Annotated in this window: 12 protein-coding genes and 1 pseudogene; 5 read left to right on the forward strand and 8 right to left on the reverse strand. The window is 70.0% G+C overall.

Features of this window, described 5'->3' with window-relative positions; translation table 11 throughout:
* Window positions 1-114: 114 nt before the first annotated feature.
* From OG841_RS01820 to OG841_RS01835, 4 genes are all read right to left on the reverse strand, one after another.
* Window positions 115-849 carry an NADPH-dependent F420 reductase gene (locus OG841_RS01820; protein ID WP_328643132.1) on the reverse strand — a complete coding sequence of 245 codons (735 nt, stop codon included), beginning with the start codon at window positions 847-849 and terminating at the stop codon, window positions 115-117.
* 104 nt (window positions 850-953) lie between these two features.
* Window positions 954-1,547, reverse strand: a complete 594-nt coding sequence (locus OG841_RS01825; protein ID WP_328643131.1) for a TetR/AcrR family transcriptional regulator — start codon at window positions 1,545-1,547, stop codon at window positions 954-956.
* 370 nt (window positions 1,548-1,917) lie between these two features.
* Window positions 1,918-2,622: a helix-turn-helix transcriptional regulator gene (locus OG841_RS01830; protein WP_442759694.1), complete on the reverse strand. Its 705-nt coding sequence runs from the start codon at window positions 2,620-2,622 to the stop codon at window positions 1,918-1,920.
* Window positions 2,623-2,766: 144 nt separating this feature from the next.
* On the reverse strand, window positions 2,767-3,789 hold the full coding sequence (locus OG841_RS01835) for a cation diffusion facilitator family transporter (protein WP_371562827.1): 1,023 nt from the start codon (window positions 3,787-3,789) through the stop codon (window positions 2,767-2,769).
* Between the two features lie 303 nt (window positions 3,790-4,092).
* Between OG841_RS01835 and OG841_RS01840 the strand changes: the two genes are divergently transcribed.
* The 5 genes and pseudogenes from OG841_RS01840 to OG841_RS01860 all read left to right on the forward strand — a co-directional run bounded on the left by OG841_RS01840 (window position 4,093) and on the right by OG841_RS01860 (window position 6,781).
* Window positions 4,093-4,764, forward strand: a complete 672-nt coding sequence (locus tag OG841_RS01840) for a hypothetical protein (protein WP_365115920.1) — start codon at window positions 4,093-4,095, stop codon at window positions 4,762-4,764.
* Between the two features lie 265 nt (window positions 4,765-5,029).
* A pseudogene (locus OG841_RS01845) lies at window positions 5,030-5,242 on the forward strand (cytochrome c oxidase assembly protein); the annotation flags it as partial.
* A 155-nt stretch (window positions 5,243-5,397) separates the two neighbouring features.
* Window positions 5,398-5,529, forward strand: a complete 132-nt coding sequence (locus tag OG841_RS01850; protein WP_371562831.1) for a hypothetical protein — start codon at window positions 5,398-5,400, stop codon at window positions 5,527-5,529.
* Complete coding sequence (locus OG841_RS01855; protein ID WP_371562835.1) at window positions 5,526-6,194, forward strand: DsbA family protein; 669 nt, start codon at window positions 5,526-5,528, stop codon at window positions 6,192-6,194. The genes OG841_RS01850 and OG841_RS01855 overlap by 4 nt, the downstream gene beginning before the upstream one ends.
* Before the next feature lie 20 nt (window positions 6,195-6,214).
* Window positions 6,215-6,781, forward strand: a complete 567-nt coding sequence (locus OG841_RS01860; RefSeq protein WP_328643125.1) for a carbonic anhydrase — start codon at window positions 6,215-6,217, stop codon at window positions 6,779-6,781.
* 200 nt (window positions 6,782-6,981) lie between these two features.
* On the opposite strand, the gene OG841_RS01865 is transcribed toward OG841_RS01860, so the two are convergent.
* From OG841_RS01865 to OG841_RS01880, 4 genes are all read right to left on the reverse strand, one after another.
* Window positions 6,982-7,500 (reverse strand): hypothetical protein, encoded by a 519-nt coding sequence (locus OG841_RS01865; RefSeq protein ID WP_328643124.1) that lies wholly within the window; start codon window positions 7,498-7,500, stop codon window positions 6,982-6,984.
* A gap of 255 nt (window positions 7,501-7,755) precedes the next feature.
* Window positions 7,756-10,410 carry a discoidin domain-containing protein gene (locus OG841_RS01870; protein ID WP_371562840.1) on the reverse strand — a complete coding sequence of 885 codons (2,655 nt, stop codon included), beginning with the start codon at window positions 10,408-10,410 and terminating at the stop codon, window positions 7,756-7,758.
* Window positions 10,407-12,206 (reverse strand): DUF2264 domain-containing protein, encoded by a 1,800-nt coding sequence (locus OG841_RS01875; RefSeq protein ID WP_371562843.1) that lies wholly within the window; start codon window positions 12,204-12,206, stop codon window positions 10,407-10,409. The genes OG841_RS01870 and OG841_RS01875 overlap by 4 nt, the downstream gene beginning before the upstream one ends.
* Window positions 12,206-13,072 carry a carbohydrate ABC transporter permease gene (locus OG841_RS01880; RefSeq protein WP_328643121.1) on the reverse strand — a complete coding sequence of 289 codons (867 nt, stop codon included), beginning with the start codon at window positions 13,070-13,072 and terminating at the stop codon, window positions 12,206-12,208. The genes OG841_RS01875 and OG841_RS01880 overlap by 1 nt, the downstream gene beginning before the upstream one ends.
* Between the last annotated feature and the right edge of the window lie 4 nt (window positions 13,073-13,076).

Genomic DNA, 13,076 nt, shown 5'->3' on the forward strand with positions numbered 1-13,076 from the left:
CCGTGAGCGCGGTCGCGGGGGACTGTGCGCTCTTCGTGTTCGTCTTGTGTGTCCGTGGCATGCCGACGCAGCCGCCCGCGCGCCGTTGCGTGCACGAGAGCCGCGTCGGGTGACTCAGCGGTGGGCGGCGCGGTTCATCTCGACGACGTCCTCCAGGGTGGCCGCGGCCGGGAGGGTGGCCAGGCGTTCCGGGACGCTGTCGCGGATGCGGGCGTCCTTGACTCGGTCGGCCGCGGCCAGGGCCTCCGGCAGCTCGTCGAGGGTCAGTTCGGTGCAGTAGGCGGGGCTGTTCGGCTGCTGGCGCCAGGAGTCGGCCAGTGTGCCGGCGTCGTAGGGGTCGAAACCGGTGTCGTCCACGAGCTGCATGGCCACGCGCCGCGCCTCCTCGGTGTCGCCGGCGACGGGGATGGCGAGGCGGCCGGGAGTTCCTGCCGGGACGCCCCGCGTCCGCTGGGTCTCTGCCAGGGCGGCGTTCCACGCCTTGACCACCGGACGCCCGAGCTGCTTGGCGTTCCACAAGCTCTCGACCTCGCCGTTGTCCACGGCCTCGATGTGCTCGTTGAGGTGCGGATAGTAGTTCGCGGTGTCGATGACCACCGTCTCGGCGGGGACCGAGGCGAACAGGTCGGCCAGCTTCCCCGCCACCCCGAAGGGGATCGCCAGGACGATGACGTCCCGGCCCTGGACGGCGTCGGCGAGGTCCGCCGCGCGCGCCCCGGACTCCAGCACCTCCGCCCGGATGTCCTCGGGGCCGCGGGTGTGGGCCACCTGAACGTCGTGACCGGCCGTGCTGAGCTTGGCAGCAAGGTTGCCACCGATGGCACCGACGCCTATGACAGTAATTTTCATTATTTGTTCCTTGAGAGGTCGTGCGCTCCTGAGGGCAGCACGATGGGTTGTCCGGTGGTGGTGGCTCATCTGGCCTTGCGAGGGCGAGTCGCGGTGTCTGGCGTTTACGCCTGGGTGTCCCGCTCGCGGTAGCCGCCGGCGATGAGCGTGCGGAGCCGGTCGAGCGCCTCCTCCTCGGTGCCGGTGCCCTTGATCCAGGCAACGGAACAGGCCGCGAGGAACAGGTCGTTCCCCCGCACCGACGCGCGCACGCGCCCCGCGAGCTGCGCGGCTCGCACGTACTGATCGGTGGCGGAGATGAGGATGTCGCAGGGAATCGTGAGCGGGTTGTCCGGCTCCTGCGCCCTGGCCGCGGCCATGAGTGGGTCCGGCAGACCGCTGAAGGCGCTGAAGTACTCCTCCATCGCCCGCAGCCACTGGTCCAGCGCCTCTGCGGGGTCGCCAAGGCGATCGATGTCCGTCTGACGGGCCACCAGCTCCTCGGAGCGCGTCTGCAGCACAGCCGCCAGCAGCGCTTCCCGGGTGGGGAAGTGCCGGTACAGGGTGCCGGGCCCGACGCCCGCCTCCCTGGCCACCGCCTCCAGGGAGGTGCCGACCCCGTGCTGCAGGAAGTGACGCTGCGCGGTCTCCAGGAGGGCCGCGCGGTTGCGCTGAACGTCCGCACGGGGCTTGCGTCCTCGCTGTTCACCGGCGCTCATGCGCCCTCCTGCCTGCCGTGATCCTGCGGCCACATCAAAACGGATGCCGCCTCCGTATGTCTTCGAGAGTAAAACGGAGGGGGCATCCGGTCAAACCTGCGGCCCGACCACTCAGCCCCGACAGCAGGGCACACACCCCCTCCAAGGCCTCTGCGACCCGTTCGGACACGGCACCGTCCTCCTCGCACGCCGACATGGCCGAGTCCGAACGCGGGTACGTCCGCGAGAAGTCCCTCGAAGGCCAAGCCGCCGAGCAGGAGCACGGCCACCACGGCAGGCGGACCAAGGGCGTCGAGCCGCAACCGCAGGTCGCCCAGAAGCTCCGGTTCAGCCTGCGCCACTCCGGGGTGCCTTCCCCCGGCCCGGGACGTCAGGGCGTGACCTGCTGGTGCCCTGTGACGGAGAGCAGGGCGAGCTTGCTGTGGCTCTCCGTGCCGGGGCGAGTGGTCAGCACCACCAGGGTCTGGGCGCGGTTCTCGGTGTACGGGAGCTGGGCGTCGACGTCGATGCGGCCGAGTTCGGGATGGAGGATGGTCCTGCAGTCGTCGTAGCGTTGGGCGACCTGCTGAAGTTCCCACATGCGGACGAACTCGCGGCTGTGTTCCTGCAGTTCGGCGAGGATCCGGGCGGCTCGGGCGGTGTCGCTGCCGGCTGTCAGCGCGGCCCGCAGGCGTGCTGCCTGGGCGCGGCCGTGGCGTTCGTGGGTCTCCTCGGGAACCAGCAGATGTTCGGCCGGGTCCATGAACCAGCGGTAGTAACCGCTGCGGGCCAGACCGGCGTGGCGGGTCTGGTCGCCGAGCAGTGCGACGGCCAAGCGGTTCATCGCGAGGGTGTCGAACAGGTCGGTCTGCACCATGGCCGGAGAGTCGTCCAGGCGGTCCAGGACCCGCATCAGCGTCAGGCTGACATGTTCGGAGCGGTGGAAGCGGGCCGGGGCATTGTGGCCGAGGAGGACGAAGAGGTGGTCGCGTTCGTCCGGGGTCAGCCGCAGTGCCTGGGCAAGAGCCGTGGTGATCTGGACGGAGGGCTGCGGAGCACGCTGCTGTTCCAGCCGGGCGTAGTAGTCGGTGGACATGCCGGCGAGCTGCGCGAGCTCCTCGCGGCGCAGCCCCTGCGTACGCCTGCGCGGCCCCTCGACCAGCCCGACGTCGCGGGGCGCAACGTCTCACGCCGGTGACGCAGGGAAATCGTGTACCGACGTCGGATGCCTTCGCTGAGGTCAGTGCTTGTGCGGCCCGTCCCGGTGGATGGGGCCGTGCGGGTCCTCGCAGTGCGCGGCGTCGCTCGCTCCTTCGCCGGTCAGGGCGACCTGCAAAACCTGTGCCGGGGTGTGGTCGACCTGGAGCGTGGTGTGGGTGATGCCGTAGTCGTGCTGGAGGAGTTCCTCCAGGTCGCGGCGCACAGCGTGGCAGTCGCCGCCAGGCTCGACCAGGACGTGCGCGGAGAGGGCGGACTGGCCGGAGGTGATCTGCCAGACGTGCAGATCGTGCACCTCGACGACGGCCGGCTGGGAGACAAGCTTGTCGCCCAGCGCGTCCGGGTCGACATCTGCGGGGGCGGCCTCCAGGAAAATGCGGCCCGACTCCCGCAGCAGCCCGTACCCGGCCTTGACCATGAGGGCGACCACCACGAGCGTGGCGAGGGCGTCGGCGCGGCCGAAGCCGGTGAGCAGAACGATCAGGCCGGCCACCGCGGTGCCGATGAAGGCGAACAGGTCGTTGAGGATGTGCTGGTAGGCACCCTCGACGTTGAGCGAAGAACGGTTGGCCTTGGAGATGCACCAGGCGGCCGCGATGTTCACCGCGATCCCGGCGAGGGCTGTGCCGAACACCAGCCCGCCTTCCACGTCGGGCGGATCGATCAGGCGGTGCACGGCCTCGTAGGCGAGCCAGGCGCCGAGCAGCAGCAGGGTCAGGCCGTTGGCCTGGGCGGAGAGGATCTCGGCGCGCTTCAGCCCGTAGGTGAAGACGCCGCGGGCCGGGCGGGCGGCCAGTCGCATGGCGATCAGCGCGAACACGATCGACACGGCATCGGTCAGCATGTGTGCCGCGTCCGAGATCAGGACGAGAGACTGGGCCATGATGCCGATGACGACCTCGCCCACCATGAATACGGCGATCAGGCCGAGTGCGATGCCCAGCCAGCGCCGGTCGGCGTCCGCCGAGACGCTGTGGGAGTGGCCGGCGTGCCCTCCTCCTCCGTGCTCGTGTCCTGGACCGTGCCCGTGAGTGTGATCGCCCATGGTGTACGCGCCTTCCCCCTCGCAGCGGATGCCTTGCCCGCAGTGAAACGCACGCGTACGCCCATCGCCAAAGGCTGCATCGGTGACCGTTGTCATGTCGGTTAACAAGCCTCTGACCTGCGGCAACTTGTCGACGAATGGCACCGCCCGAGCGGCGGCGCCGGGAGCTCCACCCGTCGTGAACCAGCGGTCGGGGTGGTCGGTACCCTTCCATGACGTACGGACCATGCGGTTCCGTCGCCGCCGCCCGTCACCCGCTGCCCGTCCGCTCCCCACGACGGACTCCTCGAAGGCCACGATCTGATGCGTACGCACTGCTCGCCCGGAGCCGGCTCGCCGGCGTCCGGCGTACTGCGCGGGCTTCGGGCCGGGGTGCTCGCGCTGCTGTGTGTGCTGCTGCCGCTGGCCGGGCACGTGCTGTCGCAGTGCCACGCACCCCGGTGGATCATCGTGGCTGCGACGGCGGCTGTCGCGCTGCCGGGCGCGGCCGTGCTGACACGGCATCGGCTGACGGACACTCAACTGCTGGGCGTGCTCGCCCTCGCGCAACTCGCCTACCACGTCGCCTACTCACTACCCGGCGCCTGCACTGCGGTGACCGGGCAGGACAGTTCCGTCGGCGGTCTGGGCCGGCTGATCGAGCATGACGCGACCGCCGGGCCGCCACCCGGTGTGCTGCTCGCCGGCCATCTGGTCACCCTGCTCCTCGTCGCCCGGTTGCTGGGCTTTTCGGAGCGGCTGCTGTGGCAGAGCAGATCCCTCCTGTTGGTCGTACGGCATCTGCTGCTGTTCCTGTGGCCACTGCTGAGTGGCGGTCACGGCACCGGCCCACAGCTTGTCCTCCCCGGGAGCACCTCGCCGCTGATGTCGGCCCTGCTGGTGCGGCTGCCCGAGGGCCGTGCACCGCCGCGCCACGGGCACGGTCCGTTCGCCCTTTTCCGGCCGACGCCGCTCGGCGCGCTCCGCCTGCCCTGACGGGCCTGACGCGAGGGCCGCCCGGCGGGCCGGTCCTCCCGTCCCGGTGGCGTGACTGCCGGGGGTCACAGAGAGTCCCGCGTCATGTACGTCCCCGACCGGCGTGCCGTCCGCACGGTGGCACGCGCTTGTTGTCCCAGCCGCCCTGGCGGCCCTGGCCGTCGCCGCACCGCAGGCCACACCGACCTCGACATCAGCAGTCCGGGAGCGAACGCTCAACTCGCCGGACTGCCCCTGCGCGTCACGCTGACCTTCAGCGACGCAGACCCTGATGCGCAGCCATCTGGGCCACCTGTTCATGCTGGTGCACTTCCTGGCCGTGGGGCTGCTGTTCTTCTGGGTCGTCATCGGCACCGACCCCGGCCCGCGCCGCCCGCCCCATCCGGGCCGGCTGTTCGTCCTCATCCTGACGATGCCGTTCCACTCCTGGTTCGGCATCTCGCTGATGAGCGCGACCGCGCTGATCGGAGAGGGCTGATGGTCGGCGCTGGAGCGGCCCTGGGTCGAGTACCCGATGGACGACCAGTACGACGCCGGGGCCATCGCCTGGGCCACCGGTGACACCCCGTACTGATCACCACGATCATCCTGGCCGTCCAGTGGGTCCGCTCCGACCAGCGCGAGGCCCGCCGCGTGGACCGGCAGATCCACCGCGGCTTCCACAACGACCCGCTCACCGCCTACAACGCCTACCTGGCTGGTCTGCACGCCCGCGACCGGCGCCCCGCCCGCCCCTCCACGTCCACCCCCACCGAGGAATCATGAGCAAGCTGAAGAAGAACCTGATCGCAGCCGCCGTCCTCCTGGCCGGCTTCGCCCTCGCCATCGGCTCCTACCTCCTGCTCGCCCCGGACAACCGGAACAACGGCGGCCTTGATGTACAACCGGCCGCCGAGGCATTGCCCGTCCGAGAGAACAGCCACCGCCTCACCGAACCGAAGAAGAGCGAACTGACGATCGTCGAGTTCCTGGACTTCGAGTGCGAGTCGTGCGGGGCGTATTACCCGGCCGTGGAGCAACTGCGCGAGGCATACGGCGACCGGGTCACCTTCGTGGCCCGCTACTTCCCCATGCCCGGCCACCGGAACGGAGAACTGGCCGCCCGCACCGCCGAAACAGCCGCCCGCCAGAGCAAGTTCGAGGAGATGTACACCAAGCTCTTCACCACTCAGAAGGAGTGGGGCGAGTCGCAGGACTCGAAGGAGTCCGTCTTCCGCGGCTACGCGAAGGAACTCGGCCTGGACATGGACCGGTTCGACGCCGATCTCGCCGATCCGGAAGTGGCCGGACGCGTCCAGGACGACCAGCGCGACGGCCTCGGTCTCGGTGTCCAGGGCACCCCGACGTTCTTCCTCGACGGAGAACGGATCACCAACCCCGCATCCTACGAGGCGTTCAAGGCACTCATCGATGCCCGGCTGTCAGACTGATGGCCCGGGGAGACCACACCATGCGAAACCTGATCGACCAGGTGCGTGTCTTCCGCGCCCGCGCGGCAGCCCACACCCCGCACCCGGCCGGCCTCACCCGGCACCACCGGCCACGGGCCATGCTCATCTCCTGCTCCGACGCCCGCATCGTTCCCGCCTTGCTGACCGCAGCCCGGCCCGGCGACCTCTTCGAACTGCGCACGTACGGAGGGGTGATACCGCCCTACGACGCGAAGATGCCGACCGGTGAATCCAGGACGATCGAGTACGCGGTCGACGAGCTGGGCGTCTCCGACATCATCGTCTGCGGCCACTCTCATTGCGACGTCGTCACCGCGGCCATGCACGACAGCCTGACAGCCTCCGGCATCACGGAGTCCGACGACGATCCGGCCCCCCTGACCGGAGACGTCACCGCCGCCGGGCACTGGCATGTGCTCAGCCAGCTCGACGTGCTCAGCACCTACCCGTGCATCATGCCCCGGCTGGCCGACCGGTCGTTACACCTGCACGCCTGGTTCCACGAGATCGGCACCGGCGCGACCCTGGCCCACCACGCCCGTGCCAACAGCTTCCTGCCCCTGTGAACAGCCCCACCGCATCCGCCGAATACGACAAGGTGAACGCCCGTGGCCTCCACCAGTCGGCTCGTCTACGACGAACGCCTGACCGCCACCAGAGCCTGGTGGGCCATCGCCGTCCCCTTCGGCTTCGCCCTGGCCCCGATCTTCCTTCCCTACGGGGCCATCGCCGCGCTCATCGCCCTGAGCAGGGGAAGGGGACGTCGTTACGACGCGCTCGGGGCCGCGGTCGGGCCTATGCCGCGCAGTTGTTGGATCTCACCGCCGAGCTTGGCACGGAACTGCTCCAGCATCTCCGGCTTCTTGACGCTGACGATCCAGCGGGAGCCGACCAGGTACTTGCCGCCGTAGACAGCGGCGGATTCCAGCCAAGCCTGCTTGTACTTCTCCTCGGGGAAGGTGGTGATGAGGTAGTCGATCGCCTTCGTGTGGCACAGGCCCTGGCGCAGTTCGTCCGCTTCGATTCGGATCTTGGGCTTGCAGCCTGTCAGGTTGGCGATCACCTCAACCTTCGCCGGAGCCACCACCCCCGCTGCCGGGGCAGCGGTCACTGTCTGCGGCGACGCCTTGCCCTTGTCTGTGGCATCGTCCTCGCCTCCGCTGCACGCGGTGGCCAGCGGTAGGAGGGCCAGGCTCCCCGCCAGAGCAGCGCAACGCACCAGTCGGGCCGTGGGCGTGATGCGGCCGCCGAGTTCCCCAGATCGCTCCTGTGACTGCTGAAGCACGTCCTACTCCGTATCCGCGTATCCACGCTCTTCCTGCCCGAGCTGGCGGACAGGCGTACGACCAGAGGTACGGGTGAACGTAGGTGGCTGTTCACCCCGTATGTCACCGCGAGCCCGTGGGACGGTCGGGACAACCGCCCCACGGGCCGGCACTCATGCCCAGGCGCGCGCCGGCGCAGCGAGCCGTTCCCTCGCTGCATGAGCCGCCGGGCGACGGGATTCCGTGTCCCGTCGTCCGGCCTGGCCCCTCGTGTGTCAGGGTCTGATCGTCAGCCAGTCGAGCGCGGCGACCCGGCCCGTGCCCTTCGCCACGAGGTAGAGGTCGTGTGCGCCGGTGACATGGCGCTTCAGGAGGACGGACTGCTCCTGCCAGTCACCGGTACCCGTGACGGGCACCACCGCGGCCACCGGTCCGTCCGGCGCGTCCAGGCGCAGTTGGAGCGAGCAGGCCCGTGCGCAGGCGGAGTCGAGTCGTACGGTGAGGTGCTTCCCGCTGATGTTCGCCTTGCGGAAGGCCAACCGGTCGCCGGAGGCGAGGACCCCGGTGGCCGCCGTGCCTCGCGCCACCCCTCGTACGCTCGTGGCCCGTTCGGCCTGGAGTGTCGAGGCGGCGTCGGGCCCGTCGCCGTACAGCCGGATGTCGTTCACGACCCAGGGCGTGGGCCCGCTCGCGGTCAGCGTGAGCCGTACGTAGCGGGCGGTGGTCTGTGTGGGGAACACCGCGTCCTGGGTGAAGGAGCGGCCGGAGACCCGGGCGAGCGGATCGCCCCACCGCGTGCCGTCGCGGCTGACGGAGACCGTGAAGCCGTACGGCTGGCCCCGGGTGTCGCGGCCCGCGTCGAGGGAGAGCCGGTCGAAGGTCTTGCTCTCGCCGAGGTCGACGGTCAGGGACTGGCCGGCGGCCTGCGGGGCGGCGCCCGTCCAGCGGGTGTTGATGTCGCCGTCGACGGTGGCGGCGGCGTCGGTGCCGTCGCTCGCGGTGGCGCTCCAGTTGCCGTGCCGCACCCGCTGCTGACAGCCGGGCAGGTCGCAGCCGGTCGACCAGATGGGAGCGCCGTACTCGTAGGCGCCCTGGTCGGGAGCTGTGCCCAGGGTGTCGGTGGTGGTGCCGTCGACCACCTCGCCCGCGTCGATGGCGGGTGATCCGGGGGTCAGCCACAGCTCGCCGTTGACGGCGTCCGTGTAGCCGGGCTTTTCGCTGATCAGGTTGGAACGGACGACCGGCAACGGGTTGCCGGTCTGCGTCGCGGTGACCGGCTTGGGTCCGACGATGTTGCTGAAGTACGAGCCGGAGGCGTCCGTCGCGCCACCGAGGGCGGACGAGGCGACGTTGATGCCCACGCCGTAACTGGAGTTGTGGTCCTCGTTGGCGATGCTGGGACCGGTGTGTCCGTTGAAGTAGACGCCCCGACTGCCGGTGTTCCAGGCGACGTTGTGGTGCAGCTTGAAGTGGCCGGAGTAGTTGTCGACGTAGTAGCCGTTCTGGCCGTCGGCGTCGTGCGCGGTGTTGTGGTCGATGGAGGTGCCGGAGCCGTTCAGGCTGCAGCAGACGTAGAAGGGTGAGCCGTCGCGGGAGGTGCGCATCGCCTCGGAGATGTCGTTGTAGGCGATGCGGTTGTCGTGGAACTCGGTGCCGTTGAGCTGCCAGGCGGTGTCGATGGCCGCTCGTCCGGTGCGGCGGACCGTGTTGTGGGTGACCGTGTGGCCTTTGCCGTTGATCTCGATGCCGGGGGTGTAGCTGCCCATCCACCCGACGTCGTGGAGGTAGTTGTTGGTGACGGTGTTGCCGGTGCCGCGGACCAGGACGCCGTCACCGGCCGACTGGGCGATCTCGCTGTTCTTCAGGGTGTTGCCGGTGCCGAGGATCTGGATGCCGGAGTCGAGGATGCGGGAGGCGACGATGTTGCCCTCGAAGGGCTCGACGGCTAGGTCGCTGTCCGGTGGCATGGGCAGGGTGGAGAACTCGGAGATGTAGGTGGCGTGCAACCCGTCCACCACAACTCCCGTACTGGACTTGCCCGTTCGCAGGGAGGTTCCCCATAGGTTCAGGCCGCGGACGGTGACGTACGAGCTGGCGCTCAGGTCGAGGCCCCACAGCCGGTGCTTGGCGGTCACCGTGTGGCCGGCGATGCCGTCCTTCGGGGGGACGAGGTAGAGCCGGTGCTCGGTCTTGTCGTAGTACCACTCCCCCGGTTGGTCGAGGGCGGCCTTCGATCCGACGAGGTAGTAGTTGCGGTAGGTCTGGTTGCCCATGCACAGCGGCGGGCAGCGGTAGTTGCCGCCCCTGAAGTCCAGTTCGCCCGATGAGGCGGCCGTGACCGTGCCGGTCTGCTGGGCCCAGGGGTTGGAGCCCGCCCACACGTGAACGGTGGCGCCGGTCCAGTCGGCGTCGGGCAGGTCGGTGTCGTCGATGTGCTGGTCGGTGGAGGTGGTGCCGGCCTCGGCCCACGTGGCGTTCAGCGGATCGGCCCCGGAGTTGGGCCAACGGCCCTCCGCCGCACGGGTGTTGTCCAGGAACACCGCGTTGAAGTCGGGATCGGGCGGCAGATTGGCGGCGGCGGCGATCAGTCCGCCGCCCGCGTCCTTCCAGCCGGTCACCTTCTCCGTCCCGTCGACGGTCACCGGTCCGTCCCCGTACGCGGCGATCGTGACCGGGGTGCCCTCGGTGCCGGAGGGAGGGGTGAGTTGTTCGCGGTAGGTGCCTTTGTGGATCAGGCAGGTGTCGCCGGGGCGGACGCGGTCGAGGCAGGCGCCGATGGTGCGCAGAGGGCTTGCCTGCGTGCCGTGGGCGTGGTAACTGCCCCGGGGGGCGACGTGGTACGTGTGGCCGGTTTGCGCCGCCTGCGCCTGAACCGGCGAGGTCAGCAGCGCGGTCACGGCGGCCAGTACGGACAGATGTCTGAGTCTCAAGTCCCGTCTCCAGTCGTCGAATGTGCGGTGGTCGAGGGATGTGCCGTGGTCGGGAGATGTGTGAGGGTCGTCGGATGTGCGAGACGCGGAGGTTCTCGCCACGCCGTCTCGGCTTCGCTGCCGTCCGGGGCACCGAGCACGGCACACCTCAACCAGTGCTCGCCGGGCGGGAGTCGCCCTATGAGGACGGGCAGGGCGGTGCGTCGTGCGAGGACGTTCGTGCCGGGCAGACAGTCGACGACCTCGCCTTCGCGCCGGCCGTCGAGGTCCCGTAGGCCGGTGAGTCCCGCGGGGGCCGACACCCGTGCATGACCCGGCCCGGCCTCGCGGTCCGTGCCCGCGTCACGGTCGACGGCGAAGCCTGCCTCGGCGGTGTGCAGGGCGCGAGCAGTGCGGATGCGGTGGGTGCGCACATGCCAGGGCGCGGTGGCCGTCAGCCAGGTGGTGATCTCCACGTCGGGCCACGGGTGCCAGGTGCTGAGGACCATGTCGCCGCTGACGTAGTGCGCGGCCGGCTCCTCGCGCACCCGGTAGTGGGCCCCGCCGTCGTCGCTCAGCGCCAGCATGGAGTCGTACGCGCCCTGTTCCAGCCCGAGCGTGCCGTTCGGCAGGCTGAAGCCGAAGCGGGTCGAGTACGCGAACTTGGCGTACTTCTCGGCGCCATGGCGCACCCACCGGTGGTGCTGGCGCCCGGCGAGCAGGGTGACGTCGCCGTGCGTGCGCATCAGCACCGCCCCGGCGTGCGGCTGGGCGCTGACGGCCGGGAGGACGGGAGCCGGCTCTTCCTTCGCGGTCCAGAACCCGTGCTGTTCGGGCAGCACGAGCGGCAGATATGCCTTGAGCGACCAGTAGGGCGAGCCCGGCGCGTTGTACTGCTCGGCCAGCGCGGGCTGCGGATAGCCGTATCCGACGGAGAGCAGCCCGTCGGGGCCGGTCACCGGCCGCCCGCGCCACCAGCGCAGGTGCCGCAGCAGGTACCCCTTCACCTCGCCCCAGGGCAGTACGTCGACGCCCGCGAAGGGCAGCGCGCCCCAGAAGGCGGCCTGCGCCCAGCGGTAGGTCAGGCTGCGGCCGTACGGGACGGCGGCGCCGTCGTCGGCGAACCAGTGGCGGAAGTCGGCGGCGAACCGGGCCGCCCGGTCCTTGAAGCGGTCGCCGCCGGTCAGGGTGTCGTACAGCAGCCCGTAGAAGTGCATGGCCCACGGGACGTAGTAGTCGCGCCGTTCGGTGGGGCCGTCCGCGTACCAGCCGTCGCCCAGCCAGAAGGTCTCCAGACGGTCGAGGCGGGCGGTGATCAGCGAGCGGTCGTAGGGCACTCCCACCCGGTCGAGGCCGAGGCCGACCAGCACCGGGAAGAAGAGCCAGTTGTTGTCGGTGGTCTCCCTGGGCAGCGCGCTGAGCAGCCAGCGGGCGAGCCGGTCGCGTTCGGGGCCGCTCAGCGGGTCCCACCACTGCTCGGGGGCGAGGGCGAGCGCGAAGCCGATGGCAGCCATCTCCACGATGCGCTGGTCGTGGTCGCCGGGCTCGCCCCAGTACTCGGGATGCGCGGGATCGCTGCCGTGGGCGAGCCCGCGGACCCACAACTCGGCGTGCGGAACGGCCTGTCCGCCCGCCGCGAGGGGCGCCAGTCCCCACAGCGGCCGGGCGAACGCCTCCAGTTCGGCGGCCGTGTCGTCGTGGATCGCGGTGTTCACGCCGAGCCGTACGCGCGCCAGGCCCGCGCTGAAGCGGGACACGAGGGGATCCACCAAGTCTCTTACCTCGGCGGCCAGTTCGGTGCGTGCGTCCTCGTCCATCAGCCTTTCTCCGCCCCGGCCAGCAGCCCGGTGCGCAGGAAGCGCTGGGCGAGGACGAAACCGATCAGCAGCGGCGCGCAGGCCACCAGGCCGGCCAGGGCCGCCTCCGGCTGGTGGATGTCGAGGTCGGCGAAGCCGCTGGAGTTGTTGACCGCGCCGGTGGACTGCAGCAGGGACATCAGGCCGAGCTGGAGGGTGAAGGTGCGGTCGTCGGAGAGCATCACGAAGGGCAGGAAGAAGTCGGTCCAGCAGCGGACGAAGCCGAAGAAGGCGATCAGCGCGATGGCGGGGCGGGCCAGCGGCACCGCGACGGACCAGAACAGCCGCAGCTCACTCGCCCCGTCGACGCGTCCGGCGTCCAGCAGGCTGTCGGGCAGGTTCGCCTGGAAGTGGAGGAAGGCGAGGTAGACGCCGAAGGGGTAGAAGGACAGCGGAAGGATCACCGACCAAACCGTGCCGGTGAGGTTGAGTGCCGACATCTCCAGGTACAGCGGGAGCACCAGCGCGGCCGGGGGAAGGATCATCGTCACGATCGACAGGGTGAGCAGGGCCCGGCGGCCGGCGAAGTCGTGTTTGGCGAGGGCGTATCCCGCGGGGACGCACAGCAGCAGCGAGACGGCCACGCTGGCCGCCGCGTAGATGATCGAGTTGCCGATCCACAGGGTGATCTGGCCGTCGTTGTACGACATCAGGTGTGACCAGGCGTCGCCCACGTTGCCCAACGAGCCGAAACCCAAGGGTGAGCCGGTGGTCAGGTCGTCGGCCGTGCGGGTGGGTGCGAGGAGCAGCCAGAGCAGGGGCAGTCCGAAGAAGACGGCCGCACCGAGCAGGAACAGGGCGCGGGCGCCGCGCGACAGAGCGGTCATCACT

The sequence above is a fragment of the Streptomyces canus genome (assembly GCF_041435015.1).
Taxonomy (GTDB): Bacteria; Actinomycetota; Actinomycetes; order Streptomycetales; family Streptomycetaceae; genus Streptomyces; species Streptomyces canus_G.

Coding starts and splice junctions, on each gene's coding strand:
- OG841_RS01820 (WP_328643132.1), bottom strand. CDS start 849: ATGAAAATTACTGTCATAGGCGTCGGTGCCATCGGTGGCAACCTTGCT.
- OG841_RS01825 (WP_328643131.1), bottom strand. CDS start 1,547: ATGAGCGCCGGTGAACAGCGAGGACGCAAGCCCCGTGCGGACGTTCAG.
- OG841_RS01830 (WP_442759694.1), bottom strand. CDS start 2,622: ATGTCCACCGACTACTACGCCCGGCTGGAACAGCAGCGTGCTCCGCAG.
- OG841_RS01835 (WP_371562827.1), bottom strand. CDS start 3,789: ATGGGCGATCACACTCACGGGCACGGTCCAGGACACGAGCACGGAGGA.
- OG841_RS01840 (WP_365115920.1), top strand. CDS start 4,093: ATGCGTACGCACTGCTCGCCCGGAGCCGGCTCGCCGGCGTCCGGCGTA.
- OG841_RS01855 (WP_371562835.1), top strand. CDS start 5,526: ATGAGCAAGCTGAAGAAGAACCTGATCGCAGCCGCCGTCCTCCTGGCC.
- OG841_RS01860 (WP_328643125.1), top strand. CDS start 6,215: ATGCGAAACCTGATCGACCAGGTGCGTGTCTTCCGCGCCCGCGCGGCA.
- OG841_RS01875 (WP_371562843.1), bottom strand. CDS start 12,206: ATGGACGAGGACGCACGCACCGAACTGGCCGCCGAGGTAAGAGACTTG.
- OG841_RS01880 (WP_328643121.1), bottom strand. CDS start 13,072: ATGACCGCTCTGTCGCGCGGCGCCCGCGCCCTGTTCCTGCTCGGTGCG.